Below are 20,291 nucleotides of genomic sequence, written 5' to 3' on the forward strand. Positions count from 1 at the left end.
CATACAGATGTACAAAGAATTATATTGACCTTACCCTAAGGGTAACCTTTATAGTTACCGTATAAATTTAAAGGTTAGCTATGACAAACACACTCCGAACAACTTGGATTACTGTTTTCAGCATCATCGCGATGTTGGTGTCGAGCTATGCCTCAAGTTCATCGGCTCTGATGGCCGACGTAATGATGGCTCAGATGGGCTCACCTCAGTCAGATTGCCATCATAGTGAATCATCGAATGCGGTATCAGATCTGTCTAACATGACAACGGGTTGCGACATTAGCGTAGCAACTGGTGATGCAGGTGGTGAGCATGCTGCACATGCCACAATGCCTCATCATTCCAGTCAGCAGGGTCATACTGAAATGACCGTTTCCGATGATGAAGTAACAACTGCACATTCTTCTTCAATTAGCTCTCACGATGACAATATGATGGGTACGCACTGCCTAGGCGGTTCGGATTCTATTCATAATTGTTGTATCTCTGTTTGTTCTACTGCTTCCTATCCAATTCAGGCTGTTCAAGCCGTTAATCAATTTTCCTTTTCATTAGCTCGTTTTCAATCGGTCACTATTGGCCAAAAAGTCACACGCGCTCAGTCATTGTTACGCCCACCTACCGCATAAATCTATATCTAAAAACCTAGCGATATCAGAGCAATAAATCTGATACGCCGATCTTTTTTATGCGCTAATTAGCGCTAGATATGGACATTCATTGTGAATATGAAACCAACAACCTCTGTGTTTATCATGAACACGAGCTTAGTGGTTGCTGCTGCCTTGCCTATGACCTTGTTTTCAAGTGCTACGCTCGCGGCTACCACGGCGTCAGCTTCAAATGCTCAACACATTTCAGCACATGACCAAGCAAGCTCAACGCAGCAACTCAATACGTTGATTGAGATAGCATTGAGCCAAGACAGCAATCGCAAACAGTACTTTGCTCAGTCGCAAGCGATGCGTGAAACCGGTATTGCGAGCGCAACCTTAATGGATCCGAAATTGAAAGTCGGATTTGGTGGACTGCCAGTCGATAGCTTCCAGTTTGATGAAGACCCAATGACCAATATTTCGGTCGGTCTAATGCAGCAATTTGAGCGTGGCAATACACTCGATCTTCAGCAGAAAAAAGCCGGTCAGCAAGCGGATGGGTTAGCTCTTCAAGTGCAGGCTCGCGAACTTACCGTTGCTAACAGCATGACGCAGTTATGGCTTGAATTGGGTTATCAGCAAGTCGCTGAAGGTGTGATGCGTGAAAATCGACGCTTGTTGGTTGAGCTAGAAAACTATGTGCAGACCAATTACTCGATTGGTAAAAGTGAAGCACAAGATCTGCTTAATGCTCAGCTTCAAGTCAGTAAGCTTGATGAGAAACTGCAAGCTAATCAGCAAGTTCAACGCCGTCTAATCTCTCAGCTGTCTGAGTGGCTCGGTTCTGATTGGCTAGGCTCTCAGGTTCTTGATTCTCAGGGCGTACTTAATGCAAACAATCAAATTGATTGGACAAGCTTGGAGAGCAAGCTGGCGACTAACCGCGATTCAACCAAGCACTATCAACTGTTGATGGATCATCCGCTCGTTAAGATCACAGATGCGACTATCTCATCTAATCAAACTCAAGTAGAGCTAGCTGAGCAAGCGTATACACCTCAGTTTGGTGTGGAAGTGATGTATGCCCACCGACAAGCGAACAACATGGCTGGCGAACCTGCTTCTGATCTTGTGAGCGCTTATCTAACAGTCGATATCCCTCTGTTTACGGGCAACCGACAAGACAAGAACTTGTCTGCGGCTCAGTACCAAGTTGGCGCAGCTAAATCTCAAAAAGACACCTTACTTTCCCAAATGAACGCGCAAGTGAACGCATTGCTGGTGGACAGATCAAACCTGATCCAGCGATTAGAACGCTATCAAACGTCCTTGCTTCCTCAAACTGCCGCTCGTATTAGTGCGGTGGAAAGAGGTTATCAAAACAATACCGCGCAATTTAATGACGTTATTGCAGCAACGGCGGATGAACTTGCTCTGAAGTTAGAACAACAGCGTTTGATTACCGACCTCAACATCGTTAACAGCAAGCTAGCCGCGTTAGTCAGTGGTTTTGAATACCAAGTAAACCAACCACAACTCAATTCAAGCGCAACTAAACACACAGCCAATCAATAAGGGAATAGACAATGAATTCAGTAAAAGTAGCGACTATCGCTTTATTGGTCGGTGGTGCATTAGGTTTTGGTGTGAACCATTTTCTAATTAATCCAGCACACGACATGTCAGCAATGGCAACTAGCACAGAAACCAGTGACGAACCTTTGTATTGGGTTGCGCCAATGGACCCAAACTATCAGCGTGATAAACCAGGTCAGTCACCTATGGGGATGGATTTAATCCCTGTTTATGCTGATGATTCAAGTGCGGGAGAAGACAAGGCAGGAACCGTATTTATCGACCCATCGGTAGAAAATAACCTTGGCGTGAAAACCGCACAAGTAACAAGAGAAGCGCTATCACCGCGCATTGAAACTGTTGGCTACGTGGCATTCGATGAAAGTGCACTATGGCAAACCAACGTGCGTGTTTCTGGATGGGTGGAAAAACTCTACATCAACGCGGTGGGCGAAAAGTTAAATAAGGGCGATGTGCTGTTCACACTTTATTCTCCAGAGTTGGTTAAGGCACAAGAAGAGTTACTTAGTGCGTACAAAACGGGTCGCAAAGGATTGATAAAAGGTTCCACCGAGCGCTTGATCACCTTGGGTGTCGATAAAGCTCAGATTCGTTCGATCACTCACCGAGGTAAAGCCTCGCAAACCATTGAAATCAAAGCGCCGGCCGATGGTGTTATCGCGAGTTTGAACATCCGAGAAGGTGGTTACCTTTCACCTGCACAAGCGGTAATCAGTGCGGGCCCATTAGGCGAAGTATGGGTTGATGCTGAGGTGTTTGAGCGTCAAGCGCACTGGATCTCATCAGGCAGTAATGCAGAGATGACACTGGATGCGATTCCCGGTAAGGAGTGGCAGGGCAACGTTGATTATGTCTACCCAATCCTAGACCCGAAAACTCGAACTTTACGCGTTCGTTTGAAGTTCTCGAATCCTAATGGCGAACTCAAACCGAACATGTTCGCCAATATTGCGTTGAAGCCAATCAGTGATGATGCCGTACTTACCATACCAAGATCATCGGTTATCCATTCAGGTGGAATGACTCGAGTGGTGTTGTCCGAAGGTGAGGGAAAATACCGTTCAGCACGCATTGAAGTAGGTCGTGAAGCTGGCGAGAAGATCGAGGTGTTGCAAGGGCTTGAACAAGGTGAACACATTGTCACCTCTGCGCACTTCATGTTGGATTCTGAATCTAGCCAATCCGCTGATTTGTCGCGAATCAATGGCGTTGAAGAGCAAGCCGAAACAGTTTGGGCAAAAGGTGAAATTGCAGATGTGATGCAAGGCAGTCGTATGGCGACCATCAATCACCAACCTGTACCTGAATGGGATTGGCCGGGCATGGTGATGAATTTCACCTTTGCGGAAGGCTTGGACATGAGTGATGTGCAACGTGGTAAGGCAATTGACTTTGAGATGAGAAAGACAGAGTCAGGGCAGTACGAGGTTGTGGATTATAAGGTGAGCAAACATCAAATGGCGGGCGAAGTGTGGGTGAAGGGAGACATCACCATGCTGATGGCAGACTTCGGAATGATCACGGTAAATCACAAGCCAGTGCCTGAATGGGATTGGAAAGCGGGTGAAATGAATTTCCAAGCCAGTGATGACCTTGATTTATCTGAGTTTGCCGAGGGTCAAACCATTCGGTTTCTAGTGGCGAAGCAAGGTTCTGATTATGTGCTCAAATCTCTCGAATCGACGAATAGCACGGGTGAGGACGAACTATGATCAATGCAATCATTCGCTGGTCTATTAGCAACCGCTTCTTAGTGCTGGTTGCCACTGTAGCCATCGTATTTGGCGGCTTATACAGCGTTAAAAATACGCCCGTTGATGCTATTCCAGATCTTTCTGATGTTCAGGTGATCATTAAAACAAGCTATCCGGGGCAAGCACCTCAAGTAGTTGAAGATCAGGTGACCTATCCGCTCACAACGGCGATGTTAGCCGTTCCGGGTGCAGAGACGGTTCGTGGCTATTCGTTCTTTGGCGATTCGTATGTCTATATCATCTTTAATGACGATACCGATATGTATTGGGCGCGTTCACGCGTGTTGGAGTACTTAAGCCAAGTAGCACCTAACTTACCATCGAGTGCCAAGCCAACACTAGGGCCAGATGCAACCGGTGTGGGCTGGGTTTACAGTTACGTGTTGCAAGATAAAACCGGTCAGCATGACTTAGCGGATCTTCGTAGCCTGCAAGATTGGTTCTTGAAGTATGAGCTGCAAACCGTTGAGGGCGTATCTGAAGTGGCGACTGTTGGCGGCATGGTGAAGCAGTATCAGGTTCAGATAGATCCTGCCAAGTTACGTGCTTACGACCTAACGCTTCAGCAAATCAACAAGGCAATCCAGGATGGTAATCAAGAAACCGGTGCGTCTGTTGTCGAGATTGCCGAAGCCGAACATATGGTTCGCACTACGGGTTACCTGACAAGCATCGAAGACATTCAATCTCTGCCGTTAAAAGTGACCGACAAAGGTACTCCACTGTTATTGGGTGATATTGCCGATATTAACCTTGGCCCACAGATGCGTCGCGGTATCTCTGAACTCAATGGTGAGGGCGAAGCTGTTGGCGGCGTTATCGTGATGCGCTTTGGTGAAAATGCCAGTGAAGTGATCGACTCGGTTAAATCCAAACTCGCTGAGCTGCAAGCCGGCTTACCTGATGGTGTCGAGATTGTCGCGACTTATGACCGCTCTACTTTGATTGATTCAGCCGTTGAAAACCTATGGAAGAAACTGGCTGAAGAGTTCATCGTGGTCGCCGTCGTGTGTGCGCTGTTCTTGTTCCATATCCGCTCGTCGTTGGTTATCGCACTAAGTCTGCCTGTCGGTATCTTGGGTGCATTCATTGTGATGCATTGGCAGGGTATTAACGCCAACATCATGTCTCTTGGCGGAATAGCGATTGCGATTGGCGCCATGGTAGATGGAGCCATCGTGATGATTGAGAACGTTCATAAACACATTGAACGGACTCCGCTCACTGACAAAAACCGTTGGCAGGTGATTGGTAAGGCAGCAGAAGAAGTTGGTGCACCGCTGTTCTTCTCTCTGATTATCATTACCTTGAGCTTTGTGCCTGTGTTCGCGCTAGAAGGGCAAGAAGGCAAGATGTTCTCGCCACTTGCATTTACGAAGACGTATGCAATGGCGGCTGCAGCCGGTTTGGCAATAACGCTGGTACCTGTGTTAATGGGTTATTTCATTCGCGGTAACGTGCTACCTGAACATAAAAACCCAGTAAACCGTAGCCTAGTGGCGATGTACAAACCGCTTCTAAACCTCAGCCTAAAATATCCAAAGGTGATGATTGTTATCGCACTTGGCTTAATGGCGTCTGCTTATTACCCAACCAGTAAGCTTGGTAGTGAATTCATCCCTCCTTTGGACGAAGGGGATTTGATGTACATGCCAACCACGTATCCGGGTATCTCAATAGGTAAGGCTCGTGAGTTGTTGCAACAAACCAACAAGCTCATCAAAACCATTCCAGAAGTCGAAACCACGTGGGGCAAAATTGGCCGAGCAGAGACAGCAACCGATCCTGCGCCACTGACCATGATTGAAACGGTTATTCAGCTTAAACCAAGAGATGAATGGCGTGACGGTGTCACTACTGAGTCGTTACGAAAAGAGTTCGATGATCTGATTCAGTTTCCCGGTTTAACGAACGCGTGGGTTATGCCAATCAAGACTCGTATCGACATGCTAGCGACCGGTATCAAAACGCCAATCGGAATAAAGATAGCGGGGCCTGATCTTAACGTTATCGAGAAAATTGGCTCTCAGCTTGAACCTATCTTAAATGGTGTCAGTGGTACGGCTTCTGTCTACGCCGAGCGTGTTGCGGGCGGTCGTTATGTGACGATAGACATTAAACGTCGCTCGGCTGCGCGATATGGCTTGAGCATTAAAGAAGTGCAACAGGTTATCTCGACTGCGGTTGGTGGCATGAACGTGGGTGAAACCGTTGAGGGGCTAGAGCGTTATCCAATCAATGTCCGTTACCCACAAAGCTATCGTGATTCTGTCGTTAAGTTGCAGAACTTGCCATTGGTGACACCAAACGGAGCTCGTATTGCACTGTCTGATGTCGCGGATATTCGTTATGAAGATGGCCCACCGATGATCAAAACGGAGAACGCACGCCCTAACGGTTGGGTGTTCGTGGACATTGATGGTCGTGACTTAGGTTCTTACGTGGCTGAAGCGCAAAAAGTCGTTGCCGAACAAGTTGTATTACCGGCGGGTTACTCGCTCGCTTGGTCTGGTCAATACGAATACATGGAGCGTGCGAAGGAGCGTTTGAGTGTCGTTGTGCCTATCACCATCGCCATCATCATGCTGTTGCTTTACCTGAGCTTCCGACGGGTCGGTGAAGTGATGATGATCATGGCAACGCTTCCTTTGGCTATGGTGGGTGGTTTGTGGTTGATGCATTACCTCAATTACAACTTCTCTATCGCGGTCGGCGTTGGCTTTATTGCCCTTGCGGGGGTTGCGGTTGAAATCGGAGTGATCATGTTGGTTTATCTCAATCAAGCGTGGCACTACAAAAAGCTCGATGCAGAGGAGAACCAACAAACACTTCAACAAGCTGACCTAACGGATGCCATTCGTGAGGGCGCAGGGCTTCGTGTTCGTCCAGTAATGATGACGGTTCTTACGGTGATCATTGGCCTAATTCCAATCATGTATGGCGAGGGTACTGGTTCGGAAGTGATGCAACGAATTGCCGCGCCGATGATTGGCGGAATGGCGTCTGCGTTATTGCTCACGTTATTGGTGCTACCTGCGATCTTTAAACTTTGGAAGCAGCGTGAGATTACGCACAGCCAAAACGAGACAAACAAATAACGTATTGATTACTAGCCCTTACTTATCAAAACAGAGTGAGTAAGGGCGTACCACATGAACATGTGAAACTAACAAATAAATAACTGAATTATTCTAAGGAACGATCATGAAAAAGACACTTATTGCGATTGCACTGACATTAACTACTGCAACGGCTTTTGCTGAAATGGACCACTCAAATATGGATCACTCGATGATGGAGAGTGGAAAAATGGATCACAGCATGATGAAGGATGGAAAGATGGACCATTCGATGATGAATATGGAAGGTATGTCTGAAGTGGGTATGCCTGCGACAGGCGCAAAGCCGGATAAAGTGGTTCATGTTCTGCTAAGTGACGATATGAAAATCACCTTTAAGAACAAGGTCGATATTGAGCCTAATGACGTAGTTCAGTTTGTGGTGATGAATACAGGCAAGATTGACCACGAATTTTCGATTGGTTCTGCCTCAGAGCAATTAGAGCACCGTGAAATGATGAAAAATATGGGTAATCACGCTCATGACTCGGGCAGTACAGTCACGGTTAAGCCTGGTAAAGCGAAGCAGCTGCTGTGGCATTTCCATGGTGACAATAAGGTAGAGTTTGCGTGCAATATCCCAGGGCATGCGGAAGCGGGTATGATAAAAGCGTTAACGTTATAAGGTGATACAGATGCCATATCTAGCTCAAAGAGATGACTGCTAGGTATGGCTACCTTGTTTTAGTGTTATTTAGGTATTAGGTTTAAAAGACTAAAGGAATAGGAGTTTAAGGATGAATAAGACAGTTCTAGTGCTTGCAGTATCAAGTGCTTTATTAGCTTGGTCGACTCACAGTGTTGCTGCTAAACCTGAATGGGCAGGCAAAGGTAAGCCCGATTTAGAAGAAGTAAAAACATTCGCTGAGGCAAAAAAAGTTGAAGGTGAAATTGATGATCGTGAGAAGCAGCTTGATTCGATGATCGAAGAGAAAAAGAAGAAAGCGAAGAAAAGTAAGAATAAGAAAGACAAGAAGAAGTTAGATAAAGAGCTTGATGATTTAGAAGACGAAAAAGAAGCACTCGAAGAAAGTAAAGAAAAGCTCAAAGATAAGAAAGAAAAGCTTAAAGATGATATGGATAATGACGAAGAAAAGTCGGGATTAGAAAAGCAGAAAGACAAGAAAGCGGAACAAGAGCGTAAAGAAGAAGGAAAAGGGTCAGAAAAAGGCCAACAGCAGCGTGAAGAAAACAGCAAAAAGTGGTGGAACTTTTGGGAGTAATCCGAGGGCCTTACATCACCTATTCATTTCAACCAATCAGTACAGCTTTGTGTGACCGCTAAGTCATTGATTAAATGCTGTGTTCAGTTAAAGATAAGTCTCAACCTGTCCAGGAATACATGAACTAACTTGTATTGGCTGAGGCTTATCTATAGCTAGAATCACTGTAGCAAGATAGAAGTTTCAAGCAGGTGGTGTGCTTCGCCGCTCAGGTGCGGTAACTCTGACATGATCTTTTTCAGTTTGTCGTCGATCGAGTCCACTTCATTTAAAGAACGAAACGCAAGCACGGCCTGTTCAGGTTCGCTGCTCACATAACCTTTCAACGTATTAAGCTGAATTTTATTCGCATTTTCGACTTTTGACAGTGCGACATTGATTGCTTCGATGTTTATTGTTAACTCATTGTTTTTAAACATTTTTAATTATTTTTGGTTGTTGCTAATGCGCGCACATTAACACAACTGTTTTTTCGGATATTGACCAAGATTATTAAATTTGAACAATTTTGAAAATCGTTAAAAGCTAGACTGCAATATGTGATGGAAAAGGTTTAAGAAATTCGAAGCGATTTAAGGAGTTAATAGCGCTAGCTGCTTAATTAGCGTTGGTTGGTTAGACTTAACAAAATGGGTTTAAGCTATATGGATTAATGCTTATAGATTTAACGCGTGGAGAAGTTTTTTGAATAGGGTATCGCTGGAAGAAAACACGTAATGAAACATAAAGAGGAATTGGAGCGTGCAGCGGGAATCGAACCCGCATCATCAGCTTGGAAGGCTGAGGTAATAGCCATTATACGATGCACGCACACTGTCTTAAGAGTAAGACTGAAGCATCAAGAAGACTGGAGCGTACAGCGGGAATCGAACCCGCATCATCAGCTTGGAAGGCTGAGGTAATAGCCATTATACGATGTACGCACATCGTCTTAACGAGTTTGATAATGCCACATCTAACTGAAAACGAAACCTTTTTCTTTCATTTTTATTCTAAGTGCTCGCATAACCACCACTACGCTAGTTTTTCAATCATATATGGTGTTTCAAGAGTGAATAAAATGTGACTAAACTCTCGCTAAAACGTTGGGAGAGAAACACCAAAAAATCCCCGTTATTTGTGAGACAAGCTCAGTTTGATGTGTAAACCTACTTTAGTGACGTTGCCTCATCATAAAATAAACATAAATACAGGCAATTTGACTGTTAACATAAACTGATTTCCATTTGTATTTTGATGTCCATTAATAACAATCTGGATGCATGATTTTAACTTGCCAGTCTGTCAAAGCATTCATCAAGCGAATCCGAGGCGGGTGGAGTTATAGGCTCCTCAAAGCGTTCGAAGAAAAAAGTAACTAATTTAGTTGATAATTCATGCAAAACTCTCGTCATTACGTCTATCGTTTGATACATTTGCCGCACATTTTGTCTCGCCTAAAATTCCCATGCCTTCTCAGTACCGAATTAACAAAATTGTTGAAATTGGTGACACTCTTCACCGCAGTGGTTGTGCTCCATACAAGCTAGAAAAATACACCCAATTCTATGCAAAAAAGCATGGCGTTGATTTGATGATTCAGGCGACCCCAACGGGGATAAATTATCAGTTCCCTGATGATAACAACGCCGTTATCTTGAAACGCCAAAAGCCTGCCTCAATCAATTTGAGTTTATTGGCCAATACGATCATTCGCATTAACCAACCAAGCAGTGAGCCTGTGCCAGAGCCAGTCGGTTACTCTAAACTTGTGACTGCACTTGCAAATATGGCGATCCCGCCAGCTTATCTGATGCTTGTGGGCAGTACGTTGGAAGCGGTCGGTTTTTCTGCGTTATTGGGTTTGATGGTTTGGGTATGTCAGCAAGTTTTACATTCACGTCGTGCAATTGCGGTTGAATTCATCTCGGCACTATTAACGGGTATCTTCGTGGCATTTTTGGCAAGTACAGGGTTGCCGATTCCGGTGTGGGCGTTGTGTATCGCCTCGATCGTCTTGTTTGTACCAGGGTTATCCATAGCCAACGCATTAGAGTGTTTGGCGTTTAACGATCTCGTTTCTGGTACTAGTTTACTAGGGCAGAGTGCGTTAACGCTGATCAAGCTGTTTGTTGGGATTATCATGGGTCTCAATATTGGTGAAGCAATATGGGGACAAGCAGTCTCCATCGACTATACCAATGCGGTACCTATGTGGATGCACATATCAGGCTTGGTGTTGATCTCAGTATCTATCGGTGTGATGTTCAATGCGCGCCCTAAAGACATCTTGCTTGGCTTGCCAGTTGCGGTTCTTGGCATGTGGGGGCCGTTCTACCTCGGTTTTGATAGTGGTTGGGTTGTGGGTACTTGGGTAACCACGGTTCTTATTACTCTGTACGGAACTTGGATTGCCAAGAAGATGGAGCTCACAGGCTCTATTTATATCGTGCAAGGGATCATCATTTTGGTTCCGGGTAGCCGAGTATTAGTGAGTGCCAGCCAATCGGTGTTCGAGCAATCTATCTTACCGATCCCAAGCATCGGTTTGTCGGCATTATTCATGTTCTCGGCAATCGTCGCAGGGCAAATCACCGCTTACTCGATTTACTCACCAAAAGTCGAACGTTAAGCCGTTCTGCTTCTCAACTTTTTAAACAAACACAGCTTAGCGGCTGTGTTTGTTCGTTTTAGGTACTGATCTTTTTTACGACAATTAGCTCTCCGTAAAACTTGTTAGATTTATGCTCGCTAAGCCTAACAAGAGTCATTAAAATGGAACAAATTCTATTTAAATGAAGTATTAACGTATGTCTCTACCTCCTTGCCCGCAATGCCAATCTGAATATGTCTACCCAGACCAAAACAACCTAATCTGCCCTGAGTGTGCCTACGAATGGAACCCAGAAGAAGAGCGTTTAGAAAGAGAAGCTGCGCGTGTAAAGGACGTGAATGGCGTTGTATTGGAAAGTGGCGATAAAGTTACCTTCATTAAAGATCTAAAAATCAAAGGCAGTTCTTCTGTACTGAAAATCGGCACTAAAGTGGTAATCAGACGAATCAATGAAGGCAAAGATCACCAGTTAGATTGCAAGCTGGATGGTGGCGGTGAAATGCTTGTTACGGCGAAGTACGTTAAGAAGCAATAGCGGCCAATGGTATTGATCTATCATTGCCGTTCAATAATTCTGACTGGGACATTGTCGTAAATCTTCAATAGGTTTAAGTCGCTTCTTGGCATACTGGTTAGCCCATTAAACAATATTAATTGCCTGAGAATTAAGATGATTAGAGAGTACAACCCAAATGATATTGAAGCTGTTTTAGATATTTGGTTAACCGCCTCGATAAAGGCCCATGACTTTGTGGCTCCTGAGTTTTGGGAGTCGCAAGTAGCTAATATGCGTGACCTATATATTCCGGCATCAACAACTTACGTGTATCAAGTAGACGGTGAGGTTCGTGGCTTTTATTCGCTTTATGAAGGGATCTTAGCGGCGATCTTTGTCAGTACAGAACATCAAGGCAGTGGTATTGGTAAGCAACTTATCCAACACGCGAAGCTTGAATGTCTGAACTTGTCATTGAATGTGTATAAAGAGAACCAAGCGACGATTGAGTTCTACTTGTCCCAAGGATTCTCTATTGTGAGTGAACAAGTTGATGAACATACAGGGCATCAAGAATACACCATGCACTTAGCTTAGGCTTGATAGCTAAACCCGAAAGAGCAGTAACTAGGAATCGAAACTATATGGACATGGTCAAAGCTAATATTTCGCACTCAAGAGCCTTTCATCGCTATGTGAATGCTTGCTCTGAGGATGGGTTAGATATTTATACAGGTATTTCTGACAGTAGTGATGCGTATTTAAAAAGGCGAGTCGCTTATTCAAAAGGTGAGGAACTGCCAGAAGGTTGGACGCCTGCTTCTACGTATTTTTGTATCGACTCTGGTCAAATCCTTGGTGTCATAAGAGTTCGTCATGGCACCAGTGAATACATTCATGACGTTATCGGCCATATAGGCTACGAGACTTTGTCACAAGCGAGAGGACAAGGTATCGCAAGTCATATGTTGTCTTGGGTTCAACGTCACGTACTTACCGAAAACGCTATTATTACCTGTGAGTACGGCAATATTGCTTCGCAAAAAGTGATTGAGAAGTGTGGTGGGCAGTTCTTAAATACCTTTTACTCAGAGCAAGATAAACACGAAGTTCTACGCTATCAACTAAACCCTACATGAACACTGAAGCATGGCACCTTCCAATTCTCACTTGCTTATCGTGAGCGAGTTTTTTGGAAATGAAGCCGCTGGTGATTCTGATTCATTAGTTATAGTTCATTGATTATTGTTGGAGATATTTTGAAGTATTCGACAAGACCCGCTCAGTCATCAGATTATGAATTTCTGTTCGAGCTAAAAAAGGCGGCTGAATTTGAGCCAATCAAAGCTGTTTTTGGCTGGGACGAGCAGATTCAACGAGATATACATGCCGAAGAGTGGGCAGAAGAACGGCCTGAAATCATTGAATATCAGGGTAAAGCGATTGGTAGTGTGTTGTTGCAAGACAAAGGCGAGCACTTCTATTTTTGTCGGTTCTTCCTACTGCCCGAATACCATGGCAAAGGTATTGGTAGCCAAGTTTTAATGGATTGCTTAGCTCAAGCAGCCAAACTCAATAAGCCTGTGGCGTTGTGTTATTTACAAGGTAATCGAGTTGGGGAGTTGTATTTAAGGTTTGGCTTCGAAATCACCTCGCAAAACGATCAGTTTGTTTATATGTGGCGTGAATAGTTTGTAATAATTGAGATTAACTCATTCCTTTAGCCTGTACCTCCATCAGATAGTTGCCTTAATCTTTCCAACAGATGACGTGTAAATATGAGAATTGTCAGCTGAATTATAAAATAATGCTAACCATATCAATATTTTATCAATCTGTGTTTTCGGTCTGTATTTTTAATGATAGGGTCGCCGAATAATTACATTGATAAGAATAAAGGCTTTATATGAAACGTTTTCTGCCAATGGCTTTGGTAGCTGGCTTAACGGGTTGTATGACGTTACCTCATAATGCGTCGAATACTCTATCTGCTCCTCATGGAGATGGAGCTATTGGTATTACTACGAAGATCATTAAGGTTGGTAGTGTTTATCCGTGTGATACTTTTTCGATTCTAATGTACGAAAAGATTGGTGATGAACTCGCTCAAGAACCGGAGACGTTGAGAATGACAGTCTACGAAGATCTAGAGTACGTATTGTTTGATAATATCAAGCCAGGTAGTTACGTTGTTAAAGAAGCACGCTGCAATGTTCCAAGAGGGATCGTTGTAGACGGATATAAACGTTACCACTCTATCGAAATGTCGAGTGAGTACATGGTTAAACCCAACACATTGACTTTAACTGATGACCTAATCTTTGCTGCTCAGGAAACTGAGAAGGACTTTTATTTCACAGTTGAATCAAGTGAAGAAGTTTCCATTTACCTTGAGGGTCTGCTTGCGGTATCAGATACTATCGGTGAAGGGTGGAATATAGAAACTCCCAAGAGTCAGCAGCTCTAATCGTTCGTTGGCTCCAAAGTATTAGCTGCCTTAAAACTGGTTAACTTAGCTGGAAATTGTAAATAAACTCAATGGAACACTGTATCATTGAGTTTATTAGTTTTAGCTTCTATTTAAGACTTAACCGCCAATAGTGCTCCGAACGTCACTAAGCCAAATCCACACGCTTGATTAAGCCTTTTCTTTGCTCTCAATAGATGCTTTTGCAATGTATTCGAAGTAAACAGCATAGCGACAATTCCAAACCATAAGCCGTGAAGAACGATCATGTAAAGTCCATAGCCGAGTGCGACATGCTGGTTTTCTGCATCAGGTGAGATGACTTGGCTGAAGATGCTCAAGAAGAACAACATGGTTTTTGGGTTGAGCACGTTACATAAAAAGCCTTGGGCTAAATAGCGCCAAACATTGGTGCTTTGTTTTGCATCTTCCATCGGTGCAAGCTTGTTGTCCGCACTCAAGATACCTTTTAGCCCTAGATAAATAAGATAGGCTGCACCTGCGTATCTGATCATGTCAAACAGCTGCTCATTCTGTGAGATTAAGTAACTGATCCCAAGCATTGAATAACTGATGTGAACACAAATCGCTAAACTCACACCTATTGCAGTCCAAATCCCTGCTTGTCTTCCTTGATTGACACTGTTTTTCAAAACTAAAACGAAATCAGCTCCTGGACTAATAACAATCAATAGTCCCAATACTGCTAGGCTTAACCACTCCATAATAACTCCAACTCTTTATATTTGATGAGCGAGCATTGTATGGTTTTTTATTGCTGCCTATAATCGAAATGAACTCCATCTATCTGTGAGAAAAAATCACACATGAGACATTTGAAAGCATTTCATACTTTCCACATAGCAGCGCATTCGAGCAGTTACAGTGATGCGGCGGATAAACTCAATATCACACATGGCGCAGTGAGTAAGCAGATCAAGGTATTGGAAAATCACTTATCTCACGCCTTGTTCTATAAACAGGGCAGGAATGTGTGTCTCACCAAAGAGGGGGAACTACTCAAAGGTTACACAGAGCAAGCGTTCCAAGCCTTGGAAACTGGAGTCCACAAGCTTAATCAGCTGAATCATCACGCGTTGGAGGTTTCATGCGAACCCACATTGACCATGCGTTGGTTAATGCCTCGACTCGGTGATTTCTATAACGAATCCGGAATTGATGTCCGATTGTCTACCGCAGGTGGACCTGTGACATTAGGCGCAACTGGATTAGATATGGCCATTCGCCGAGACGACTTCAACGTAATCGAGCATTATAAACAGATTCCGTTAGTTGAAGAGTGGGTTGGCCCTGTGTTCTCGCCTGATTACTGGCAACAGGTCAAAGACAAGTTAGCCGATGTAAAATTACTGCACAGCAGCACGCGACCAAACGCTTGGAGCCACTGGGCATCCATCACCGAAGATAGTGAATTTGATAGCCGAATGGTGCCGCAAGCTATTTCAAACCAAACCTTTGCACACTTCTATTTTTGCTTTCAAGCGGCCGTTGATGGGTTAGGAGCGGCTCTTGGCTCTTATCCATTGGTGGTTGATGATTTGAATAGAGGCAACTTAATCGCACCGTTCGGCTTTGTGCCTTCCGGTCATCAGTACATATTGCTCACACAAGATGACAAGCACGATGAACCAGAAAGCCCGTTTGTGGTTTGGCTAAAGAATGAGTTGTCACAGTGTGTTCCAACCTTATAGGAACGACAGTCTCCGGCCTAGAAGTGTGCTTGTCTTATGTCAGACTTTAGTTCGTTATTGTGGGAATCACTCAATCGGCAAAGACAAAACACCACCATTGAGTTCGACTTGGTTTAGCCATTCTGTTGGAATCGCTCCGTCTTCTTCATAGAAGCAAGTCGCTAATACCGCGCCAATCACAATCGCACGACCGCAGCTATCACCGCCACATAAGATGTTATCTCGAATAGCTTGTTTAAAGCTCTGAGCACCCGCAATGATGCGAATCAACAGTGGAAACGCGGCACTCAATTCACAATGCAATCCGAACTTCTTCGCGGCATCTGTTATTGAAAGCTCAGGTTCAGCCAATGCTTCATCGATTTGATCATGTATAAATCTGCTGCAAGTTTGTCGCACTATTTCTACCGACTGTAGTGGTGAATTACCTTGTATCGCTGCTTGAATCAACAGGGTGATGGCTTGCGCCCATTCCACGGCTTTGTCGTTGTTGTTGGTCACTCGTACCGCGCTCTCTACCATCGCTGGTAAGGTGTGAGAGGTGTAAGTACACGCCACCAATGGAATGATCTTTGACACTGCGGGGAGCTGCGTGTCGTCTGCGCCACAAGCTGTAATTGGGGCGTTCTCTAGTTCTAATTGATGGATGTTCAGCAAGCTCATACGAGTGGCTTTATCAATGTAACCTCGCCAACTGCCACCAAAATCAAACCAGAAGCGGAAGTGTTTGATGTAACTCGCTTCATCGTATTCTTTATTGTCGACTAAGCTGTCGACCATCGCCAAGAGCTGAGCACCGTATTGCGATTGTTCACCTGCGGTTTTACCTTGGTGCGCAAAGTAGCCCTTGTCTTGGTAATCGAACTGATTCGGTGAGCGAAACTCTGGCTCAAAACCCGCTACGTGTAAGATTCTCTCTTGGTCATACAGCCAGTGCAGCCCCATTGAAGCGGCGTCGCCAACCAAGGCGCCAACAACAGCGTAAAAAGCTCTTTCTTTATGATTGTCCATGTTGAGTGATGTCCTTGAGAAGAATCAACGCAGTTCGATACTTTAAGTATAGTGATTAGGCGAGTATTTTGCTGTGTTTCTAAGAAGAAATATGAAGAGATAAATCCTGATTAGTCAATAGCTTAAACCAATCAGGTGAAATTGATAAGGGCAATGAATAGTCGGGCGAGTCGATACTTTTGATTAATGGTGTTACTGATGGTTAAGGTAGGCGCTAGAACGCTGCTCAATCACTTTGAATAGACGCGAAAGTGCAAAGCACAAAGTAAAATATACGAAGCCAACAATCAGCCAGATCTCGAAGATCAAACCTGAAGAGTTTGCCATCTCAGTACCAACAAACGTCATCTCTTGGATCGAAATCAGAGACACAATCGACGTGTCTTTAACCAAGGAGATTGCTTGGCCAGCCAATGGTGGGGTGATGGCAGTTAACACCTGTGGGCCTACCACAAATCGATACTTAGACAATGCAGATAAGCCAAGCGAATCGGCCGCTTCCCATTGGCCTTTAGGAATACCTTCTAAACCCGCTCGAATCACTTCCGCGATATAAGCAGAAGAGAGTAAGCCAATACAAATAACACCAGACGCTAAGTTTTCCCAAAGGTTAGCTGGGCCGAACAGGAAACCTTGAGCAGCGTTAATCTCGCCATTATGCTCACGTAAGATACTTTCTAAACCAAGTAATGGAATCAGTTGGTTAGAAACGAAGAAATAGAAGATGAAGACAAACACCAGTGGCGGAATATTTCGAACCAACTGGATAAAAATCAGTGCAGGCGTTCTGAAGAAAGCGATTTTGGAGTGCCTTGCGACGCCAAGTAATGTGCCAAAAGAGAGTGCTAACACTATGCTCCAGACACTCAAGCGCAGTGTGGCGATCAAGCCTTGGAAAAAGTACGGGACGTTACCTTCGGATGGCGGAATAAAAATCAGGGTAAACGCATCTTCCCAGCGCCACTGGTAGTTAATACCAACAGCAGAGCGATAATAAAGCCAGCCTGCAAACACACAAATGACAGCGAGTAACACACCATCTAAAAGAGTAAGGCGTTGATACCAAGGCTTCATATGAACGTTGGGCTTAGGTGTTGTTAATGCGCTAGTACTACTCACGTCATTCCTGTTTAAACATTAATTATTATTGGGTTGTTGCTTGGATCTAAGACGAATCAAATAAAGCTACTTAAAAAGGCTACTTAAATCGTCGATGAGAAGGCAGTGCAAACAGTGCACTGCCTTGATTTAGATTCGACAGATTAGCTCATATTAAAAAGTGAGCTCAACTTCAGATTACTGACCTTGAGCAATCTGGTCTTGCCAATCTAAAGTAGAGAACCAGTACTCGTAACGCTCTTTCAACCAACCGTCTTCAGTACGTGCTTTGATCCATTCGTTGAAGAACTCTGCCTTGTCAGTTTCACCCAGGCGAACTGCAAATGCTTCGTTACCTTTGGATAGACGCTCTTCAAATGGAATAAATAGCGTGTCTGCGTTTTTGATCGCTTCGTGTTCTGGTTTCGGGCTAGACGCGATAACCGCGTGCGCGTTGCCGTTTAACACTTCTTGGAATGCTTGAGCATCGTCATCGAACTGTAGAACTTTCGCTTTAGGGAAGGTTTCACGAGCCACTTGAACTGTGAACGCACCACGACGAGCAGCAATTTTCACGCGACGAGAATCAAAATCAGAGATCTGAGTAAAACCTTCCGCTAGCTCTTTATTAGCAGCCAGTTGAACACCAGAGTGCGAGTATGGTTCAGTGAACAGTACGCTTTTAGCTCGCGCTTCAGTAATAGACATACCGCCGATGATCACATCAAACTTCTTCGATAATAGAGAAGGGATAATGCCGTCCCATGCCGTAGGTACAAATTCGACTTTCCAACCTGAATCTTCGGCAAGGCGTTTCGCCACGTCGATTTCAAAGCCAACGAGATCGCCTTGTTTGTTACGCATCGCCCAAGGAACAAATGTCGACATACCAACGCGCAGTGAGCCACGTTCGTTGATTTTATCGAGGTTAGGCGTTTCAGAAGCAAGTGCAGGCAAACTTACGGCAAGCGCAAGTAGGGCTGTAATCGCGGTTTTAAATAGCTTCATGCTGATAAATCCTTATTGTGTTCGCCAGTTAGCTCCGAGCTTATGCTCAAGCCAAGCAGCAACGGCAGAAAGTGAAAGTGTAAGAGCAAGATAAATGATCGCCACAGAGAACCAAATCTCGAATGGCATCGCGGTTTCAGAAACAATGTTTCTGGCTTCGGTTGTCAGGTCGAAAATAGCCATGACACTCACAATCGAAGAGTTTTTAATTAGAGAGATCACTTCATTGGTCAAAGGTGGCAAGGTGCGTTGCACCACCTGAGGAAGAATCACATCCCAGTAAGTATAGGTCTTTGATAATCCCAAGGATTGAGCTGCTTCAAATTGTCCTCTCGCAATACCATTTAAACCGGCACGAAATATCTCGGCGGTGTAAGCGCCTTGGAAAAGTGCCAAGGCTAAAACGGCAGTGCTAAAGCGATCCAGCCCTAACACGGGGCCAAATACAAAATAGAGCAAATAAATTTGTACTAATAACGGCGTGTTACGAATCAACTCAACATAGCTGGTGGCTAAGGTGCGTCCAACCACAGAATTTGAGTTCCTCAATAGCGCCGTCGTTAAACCAATGATCAGCGTAGCAACCAAAGAAATCAGAGAGATATTGATGGTAACCAGTAGCCCTTCAACTAATTCTGCAGGCCACCATTCACCATCTTCATAGAAAGCAATATAGTCCGGCACACGCTCCCATTGCCAGCTGTATCCCATGGTTTGTGCGCCAGAGTCGAGAATCCAAACAACAGCAGCCACCAGTACAACAATCTGTACCAAAGCAGATAGGGCGGGTTTAATAATTCGAATCAACATCAATAAGTCAGGATCTGATTTAGGAACGCTTGAGTACGTTCATGTTGAGGGTTTTCAAAGAGCGCTTGTGGCGTATTCGATTCCACAATTTGTCCTTCATCCATGAAGATAACGCGGTCGGCCACTTGTTTCGCAAAGCCCATTTCGTGGGTCACACACACCATGGTGATACCTTCGCTCGCCAATTCAACCATCACGTCGAGCACTTCGTTGATCATCTCCGGATCAAGCGCTGAAGTCGGTTCATCAAAAAGCAGTAATTCAGGCTTCATGCACAGCGAACGGGCGATAGCTACACGTTGTTGCTGACCGCCAGAAAGTTGTACTGGGTATTTGTTGGCTTGTTCAGCGATGTGTACGCGCTCGAGATAGTGCATTGCAAGCTTCTCGGCTTCTCGTTTGCTTTTTTTCAGCGTACGAATCGGCGACAGAGTCAGGTTTTCAAGCACGGTAAGATGGGGGAATAAATGAAAATGCTGAAACACCATTCCAACTTGGCCAGGTGTGTTGAATTTACTCGGAAGTACTTGTTCTAACACGCAAAGCTCGCCACTTTCGAAAGGTTCTAGCTGATTGATACAACGGATTAAAGTTGATTTACCCGAACCTGATGGCCCGCAAATCACCAGTATCTCTCCTTGTTCAATCTTTAAATCGATATCCCTTAGGGCATGAAAATCACCATACCACTTGTTAAGTGACTTAAACTTAACCATTTCCTTGAGATTGTTCAAATCGTTGTTCATACCTAATAAAGAGACAGGTTTACCTTAACAATATAGAAATATGATTGCACATTAAATTAAGG

The 20,291-nt window shown here is 44.4% G+C and carries 20 protein-coding genes and 2 tRNA genes; 13 read left to right on the forward strand and 9 right to left on the reverse strand.

The window, feature by feature from the left end; all coding sequences use genetic code 11:
• The first annotated feature begins 80 nt into the window (after window positions 1-80).
• The 6 genes from AB4407_RS10945 to AB4407_RS10970 all read left to right on the forward strand — a co-directional run bounded on the left by AB4407_RS10945 (window position 81) and on the right by AB4407_RS10970 (window position 8,288).
• Complete coding sequence (locus AB4407_RS10945) at window positions 81-629, forward strand: hypothetical protein (RefSeq protein ID WP_132745601.1); 549 nt, start codon at window positions 81-83, stop codon at window positions 627-629.
• A 99-nt stretch (window positions 630-728) separates the two neighbouring features.
• On the forward strand, window positions 729-2,171 hold the full coding sequence (locus AB4407_RS10950) for a TolC family protein (RefSeq protein WP_372120586.1): 1,443 nt from the start codon (window positions 729-731) through the stop codon (window positions 2,169-2,171).
• Window positions 2,172-2,182: 11 nt separating this feature from the next.
• Window positions 2,183-3,904, forward strand: a complete 1,722-nt coding sequence (locus AB4407_RS10955; protein WP_372120569.1) for an efflux RND transporter periplasmic adaptor subunit — start codon at window positions 2,183-2,185, stop codon at window positions 3,902-3,904.
• The gene (locus AB4407_RS10960) at window positions 3,901-7,044 is read left to right on the forward strand and encodes an efflux RND transporter permease subunit (protein ID WP_372120570.1); all 3,144 of its coding nucleotides are present in this window, start codon (window positions 3,901-3,903) and stop codon (window positions 7,042-7,044) included. Before AB4407_RS10955 ends, AB4407_RS10960 begins: the two co-directional genes overlap by 4 nt.
• Before the next feature lie 106 nt (window positions 7,045-7,150).
• Window positions 7,151-7,690, forward strand: a complete 540-nt coding sequence (locus AB4407_RS10965) for a cupredoxin family protein (RefSeq protein ID WP_048660015.1) — start codon at window positions 7,151-7,153, stop codon at window positions 7,688-7,690.
• A 112-nt stretch (window positions 7,691-7,802) separates the two neighbouring features.
• Window positions 7,803-8,288 carry a hypothetical protein gene (locus AB4407_RS10970; RefSeq protein WP_048660016.1) on the forward strand — a complete coding sequence of 162 codons (486 nt, stop codon included), beginning with the start codon at window positions 7,803-7,805 and terminating at the stop codon, window positions 8,286-8,288.
• A gap of 161 nt (window positions 8,289-8,449) precedes the next feature.
• Here the strand turns inward: AB4407_RS10970 and AB4407_RS10975 are convergent, their stop codons facing one another.
• The 3 genes from AB4407_RS10975 to AB4407_RS10985 all read right to left on the reverse strand — a co-directional run bounded on the left by AB4407_RS10975 (window position 8,450) and on the right by AB4407_RS10985 (window position 9,211).
• Window positions 8,450-8,707 (reverse strand): hypothetical protein, encoded by a 258-nt coding sequence (locus AB4407_RS10975; RefSeq protein ID WP_372120571.1) that lies wholly within the window; start codon window positions 8,705-8,707, stop codon window positions 8,450-8,452.
• Window positions 8,708-9,023: 316 nt separating this feature from the next.
• Window positions 9,024-9,098: transfer RNA gene (locus AB4407_RS10980), tRNA-Gly, on the reverse strand.
• Between the two features lie 38 nt (window positions 9,099-9,136).
• Window positions 9,137-9,211, reverse strand: a tRNA-Gly gene (locus tag AB4407_RS10985).
• Window positions 9,212-9,735: 524 nt separating this feature from the next.
• Here AB4407_RS10985 and AB4407_RS10990 point away from each other — a divergent pair.
• From AB4407_RS10990 to AB4407_RS11015, 6 genes are all read left to right on the forward strand, one after another.
• Complete coding sequence (locus tag AB4407_RS10990; RefSeq protein WP_372120572.1) at window positions 9,736-10,899, forward strand: threonine/serine exporter family protein; 1,164 nt, start codon at window positions 9,736-9,738, stop codon at window positions 10,897-10,899.
• A gap of 178 nt (window positions 10,900-11,077) precedes the next feature.
• Complete coding sequence (locus AB4407_RS10995) at window positions 11,078-11,416, forward strand: zinc ribbon domain-containing protein YjdM (protein WP_372120573.1); 339 nt, start codon at window positions 11,078-11,080, stop codon at window positions 11,414-11,416.
• Window positions 11,417-11,551: 135 nt separating this feature from the next.
• Window positions 11,552-11,974 carry an N-acetyltransferase gene (locus AB4407_RS11000; RefSeq protein ID WP_048662584.1) on the forward strand — a complete coding sequence of 141 codons (423 nt, stop codon included), beginning with the start codon at window positions 11,552-11,554 and terminating at the stop codon, window positions 11,972-11,974.
• Between the two features lie 47 nt (window positions 11,975-12,021).
• On the forward strand, window positions 12,022-12,516 hold the full coding sequence (locus AB4407_RS11005) for a GNAT family N-acetyltransferase (protein WP_055318924.1): 495 nt from the start codon (window positions 12,022-12,024) through the stop codon (window positions 12,514-12,516).
• Window positions 12,517-12,636: 120 nt separating this feature from the next.
• Complete coding sequence (locus AB4407_RS11010; RefSeq protein ID WP_048662585.1) at window positions 12,637-13,068, forward strand: GNAT family N-acetyltransferase; 432 nt, start codon at window positions 12,637-12,639, stop codon at window positions 13,066-13,068.
• Between the two features lie 215 nt (window positions 13,069-13,283).
• Window positions 13,284-13,844: a hypothetical protein gene (locus AB4407_RS11015; protein ID WP_055318923.1), complete on the forward strand. Its 561-nt coding sequence runs from the start codon at window positions 13,284-13,286 to the stop codon at window positions 13,842-13,844.
• A gap of 113 nt (window positions 13,845-13,957) precedes the next feature.
• Here AB4407_RS11015 and AB4407_RS11020 read toward each other — a convergent pair whose 3' ends face one another.
• Window positions 13,958-14,569, reverse strand: a complete 612-nt coding sequence (locus AB4407_RS11020) for a LysE family translocator (protein WP_048660025.1) — start codon at window positions 14,567-14,569, stop codon at window positions 13,958-13,960.
• A 102-nt stretch (window positions 14,570-14,671) separates the two neighbouring features.
• Between AB4407_RS11020 and AB4407_RS11025 the strand changes: the two genes are divergently transcribed.
• The gene (locus AB4407_RS11025) at window positions 14,672-15,556 is read left to right on the forward strand and encodes a LysR family transcriptional regulator (protein ID WP_372120574.1); all 885 of its coding nucleotides are present in this window, start codon (window positions 14,672-14,674) and stop codon (window positions 15,554-15,556) included.
• A gap of 66 nt (window positions 15,557-15,622) precedes the next feature.
• Here AB4407_RS11025 and AB4407_RS11030 read toward each other — a convergent pair whose 3' ends face one another.
• From AB4407_RS11030 to AB4407_RS11050, 5 genes are all read right to left on the reverse strand, one after another.
• Window positions 15,623-16,567 (reverse strand): ADP-ribosylglycohydrolase family protein, encoded by a 945-nt coding sequence (locus AB4407_RS11030; protein WP_048662587.1) that lies wholly within the window; start codon window positions 16,565-16,567, stop codon window positions 15,623-15,625.
• 192 nt (window positions 16,568-16,759) lie between these two features.
• The gene (locus AB4407_RS11035; RefSeq protein WP_372120575.1) at window positions 16,760-17,686 is read right to left on the reverse strand and encodes an amino acid ABC transporter permease; all 927 of its coding nucleotides are present in this window, start codon (window positions 17,684-17,686) and stop codon (window positions 16,760-16,762) included.
• 177 nt (window positions 17,687-17,863) lie between these two features.
• Complete coding sequence (locus AB4407_RS11040) at window positions 17,864-18,673, reverse strand: transporter substrate-binding domain-containing protein (RefSeq protein WP_017093706.1); 810 nt, start codon at window positions 18,671-18,673, stop codon at window positions 17,864-17,866.
• Between the two features lie 12 nt (window positions 18,674-18,685).
• Window positions 18,686-19,483 (reverse strand): amino acid ABC transporter permease, encoded by a 798-nt coding sequence (locus AB4407_RS11045; RefSeq protein ID WP_009845515.1) that lies wholly within the window; start codon window positions 19,481-19,483, stop codon window positions 18,686-18,688.
• Window positions 19,483-20,229 (reverse strand): amino acid ABC transporter ATP-binding protein, encoded by a 747-nt coding sequence (locus AB4407_RS11050; RefSeq protein ID WP_372120576.1) that lies wholly within the window; start codon window positions 20,227-20,229, stop codon window positions 19,483-19,485. Before AB4407_RS11050 ends, AB4407_RS11045 begins: the two co-directional genes overlap by 1 nt.
• Window positions 20,230-20,291: the final 62 nt, after the last annotated feature.

The sequence above is a fragment of the Vibrio sp. 10N.261.46.E11 genome (assembly GCF_041472735.1).
Taxonomy (GTDB): domain Bacteria; phylum Pseudomonadota; class Gammaproteobacteria; order Enterobacterales; family Vibrionaceae; genus Vibrio.

Bases quoted from the DNA above. Each gene is read 5' to 3' on its own strand.
- AB4407_RS11030 (WP_048662587.1), bottom strand. From the start codon at position 16,567: ATGGACAATCATAAAGAAAGAGCTTTTTACGCTGTTGTTGGCGCCTTG.
- AB4407_RS10995 (WP_372120573.1), top strand. From the start codon at position 11,078: ATGTCTCTACCTCCTTGCCCGCAATGCCAATCTGAATATGTCTACCCA.
- AB4407_RS10955 (WP_372120569.1), top strand. From the start codon at position 2,183: ATGAATTCAGTAAAAGTAGCGACTATCGCTTTATTGGTCGGTGGTGCA.
- AB4407_RS11020 (WP_048660025.1), bottom strand. From the start codon at position 14,569: ATGGAGTGGTTAAGCCTAGCAGTATTGGGACTATTGATTGTTATTAGT.
- AB4407_RS10950 (WP_372120586.1), top strand. From the start codon at position 729: ATGAAACCAACAACCTCTGTGTTTATCATGAACACGAGCTTAGTGGTT.
- AB4407_RS10945 (WP_132745601.1), top strand. From the start codon at position 81: ATGACAAACACACTCCGAACAACTTGGATTACTGTTTTCAGCATCATC.
- AB4407_RS11005 (WP_055318924.1), top strand. From the start codon at position 12,022: ATGGACATGGTCAAAGCTAATATTTCGCACTCAAGAGCCTTTCATCGC.
- AB4407_RS11045 (WP_009845515.1), bottom strand. From the start codon at position 19,483: ATGTTGATTCGAATTATTAAACCCGCCCTATCTGCTTTGGTACAGATT.
- AB4407_RS10970 (WP_048660016.1), top strand. From the start codon at position 7,803: ATGAATAAGACAGTTCTAGTGCTTGCAGTATCAAGTGCTTTATTAGCT.
- AB4407_RS10960 (WP_372120570.1), top strand. From the start codon at position 3,901: ATGATCAATGCAATCATTCGCTGGTCTATTAGCAACCGCTTCTTAGTG.
- AB4407_RS11040 (WP_017093706.1), bottom strand. From the start codon at position 18,673: ATGAAGCTATTTAAAACCGCGATTACAGCCCTACTTGCGCTTGCCGTA.
- AB4407_RS11025 (WP_372120574.1), top strand. From the start codon at position 14,672: ATGAGACATTTGAAAGCATTTCATACTTTCCACATAGCAGCGCATTCG.
- AB4407_RS11050 (WP_372120576.1), bottom strand. From the start codon at position 20,229: ATGAACAACGATTTGAACAATCTCAAGGAAATGGTTAAGTTTAAGTCA.
- AB4407_RS11000 (WP_048662584.1), top strand. From the start codon at position 11,552: ATGATTAGAGAGTACAACCCAAATGATATTGAAGCTGTTTTAGATATT.
- AB4407_RS10965 (WP_048660015.1), top strand. From the start codon at position 7,151: ATGAAAAAGACACTTATTGCGATTGCACTGACATTAACTACTGCAACG.
- AB4407_RS10975 (WP_372120571.1), bottom strand. From the start codon at position 8,707: ATGTTTAAAAACAATGAGTTAACAATAAACATCGAAGCAATCAATGTC.
- AB4407_RS10990 (WP_372120572.1), top strand. From the start codon at position 9,736: ATGCCTTCTCAGTACCGAATTAACAAAATTGTTGAAATTGGTGACACT.
- AB4407_RS11015 (WP_055318923.1), top strand. From the start codon at position 13,284: ATGAAACGTTTTCTGCCAATGGCTTTGGTAGCTGGCTTAACGGGTTGT.